At 53.3% G+C, this 2,536-nt stretch carries 1 protein-coding gene; it reads right to left on the bottom strand.

The genetic code is table 11. The features are described 5' to 3' along the window. Nucleotides 1-120: 120 nt before the first annotated feature. Nucleotides 121-1,788 (bottom strand): group II intron reverse transcriptase/maturase, encoded by a 1,668-nt coding sequence (gene ltrA / locus FQZ95_RS20790; protein ID WP_097311537.1) that lies wholly within the window; start codon nt 1,786-1,788, stop codon nt 121-123. Nucleotides 1,789-2,536: the final 748 nt, after the last annotated feature.

Genomic DNA, 2,536 nt, shown 5'->3' with positions numbered 1-2,536 from the left:
CTCTGATTCTGACTACTGCAGTGTTGTCCTGTCTGCCGGGTCGGGTAGCAGCGGCACATTGCTGCGCCGCCGCCCCCTAAGAACGGAGCGTGCGAGTTTCCCCGCACTCCGCTCAAGCCTTTATAAGTGCTTTCGGTGAGCACCGGCTTCCCTGCTGTGTAACTGTCGGTGGCAGTTCGGATGTAACAACTCGAGATTGGTCAGTTCGTCACTGCCGCCCATAACTTTCCTGATCCGGTGATGTATATTCCATCCGGTCTGGTTGGTTATGAGTTGTCCGCACTGCGGACAGTGTTTCCCCTGCCTCTTCCAGAGTTGAACTACTGTCTTCATCTTCTTTGATTTGCCTTTCCAGATTAGATCCAGACGACGTTCAAAGTAGATTTCCATTCCGGGGGTGTATGGTGTTGCTTCGCCTTTGATTTTTATATGGCGCTTTATCGGTGTTTCCATTGCCCGGAAGAGTGTCAGAATTTTCCCTTCCGGGGTTATGGCTTTAAAGATCCAGCGCCTGCCTTCAAAGGAGAAGTATCGTCCGGCGATCCACCGCAATCCTTTCCGGGGATGCCGTCTTACACACCATCGCCATATAGCTCGCCAGATTTGGGTGTCGACATAATTAAATGTTTCTTTCGCCACGACGTGTCGGTGATAGGTAGCCCATCCCCGGATCACCGGGTTTAGCTGGCCTATCAGTTTCCATGCCGGGAGCGTCGGATTGCGTTTAATTATTTCTCTGACTTTACAGAGGAAGTTCTTCAGGTTTTTCTTCGACGGTTTAATCAGCATTTTACCGTTGTACTTCCTGACGTTCTGCCCTAAAAAGTCGAAGCCTTTATCTATATGTGTGATCGCTGTTTTTTCTTCCGACAGTTCCAGCCCTCGTTCGCGCATGAAAGCTGCAATCAGTGGTCTGACCTCATTTCCCAGCAATTCACGGGAGCTGCCTGAACAGATGAAATCATCAGCATATCTCACATAATTCACCTGGTGCTTTGCACTGTGATAACCACTTTTCCTGAACGTTTGCATCAGTTCCTTCTCCAGTCCGTCCAGAGCCATGTTGGCGAGAACAGGGGATATGATGCCTCCCTGCGGTGTCCCGCTGTTCGTATGGTTAAACACGCCTCTTTCCATGTAACCTGCTTTCAACCATTTTTTAAGCAGTCTCCTGTCCATCGGAATATGGGAAAGCAGCCAGTCATGGCTGATGTTATCGAAACACCCTTTAATATCGCCCTCCAGTATCCATTTGGGCGATACTTTCTGGCTCATCCGCAGAAAAATGGACTCAATGGCGTCATGCGTGCTGCGCATTGGTCTGAAACCATAGCTGTTATGGTCAGCAGTGGTCTCGGATACGGGTTCCAGAGCCAGCAGCCACAGTGCCTGCATGGCCCGGACCCTCATTGTGGGTATGCCCAGCGGTCGCGTTTTGCCGTTTGATTTTGGGATATGTATTCGCCGTAGTGGCTGTGGCCTGTAACCACACAGATTCAGGCTGCATATTCCTTCCCATTTCTCCTTCGGTGTGTGCCATATTTTTCCGTCAATACCGGGTGTCCTTTTACCGGTATTTTCAGTTACACGCCTGACAGCCACGGCTTTGCCGGAGAATGAGCGGGTGAGGATGCGCTGTAGTTCTCTGACCTGCCGCCATTGTTGCTGTCGGGTTGCCTTTGCAATCCGTAACTGTAGCTTTCGCACCCGGGCATGGCATGCTTTCCAGTTTATGGTGTGCCAGCCTGTCGGGTGGGGTATCGTGGACACACTGATGTGTGTATTCATCTCGCTGATATCCTTTTGACTGCTTTACAGCTTTTCATGCAATTAAAGACCAGACGGAAGTCTGCCCGCTTTCGCGTCGGGGAACCTGCCCCGTATCCCGGTTATTACAGCCGGGCATTCGCTTTTTCCGTCCTCCTATGCCCGCACCGCTAACAGTGTTCCTTGCGGTTCACCTGCCTGTGAGGCAGCGATACGGGTTTACCAGGTTCCGCTTAACATACAGAGGGTCAGGGCGGGTTCTGTCTCTTCACCGGGGGTCTCTGCGCCCATGTGCTCCCTGTGCGCGAGGTAGCAACCGGACCCCGTACCTTTTGGTTCAGGCCTGTCAGCATCTTTGGCCTGTTGCCGATAACGGTGTTTATCAACAGTTCACATGTGTTAACCCTTCTGACCAGCCTTGCTCTCCTGCCGCATGATGCTTGCAGCAAGGTAAAGCCCCTCACGGGGCTTTACCCGGGCTGACGCCCGGCTCTCGTTGTCCCGGGAGCTTCAGACCCCGCCGTTGCCGGCAACGCCTGTCCCGGTAGGCTACAGCTAATGGGATAGCTGGTTTTATCAATGTAAAACAATACGTTAAGCGACTTCCTGTCGCACGCGCACCTTCGGCTCCCGGCTGCCTGGCGGCATCCGGTCGTCAGGCCCGACTCCGACAGACAGCTGCTGGCGCACCTGCCAGTCTCCGCCGAACCCGCTGGCGCGGTTTCGGGCTGTCGCTACGGTCCGATGCGTGAAAACCCCGGGCTTGCAG

It is taken from the genome of Escherichia sp. HH41S (genome assembly GCF_009820115.1).
Taxonomy (GTDB): domain Bacteria; phylum Pseudomonadota; class Gammaproteobacteria; order Enterobacterales; family Enterobacteriaceae; genus Escherichia; species Escherichia coli_F.
Note: the sequence above shows the minus strand (reverse complement) of the source record. Positions and strands in the feature narration are given on the sequence as shown.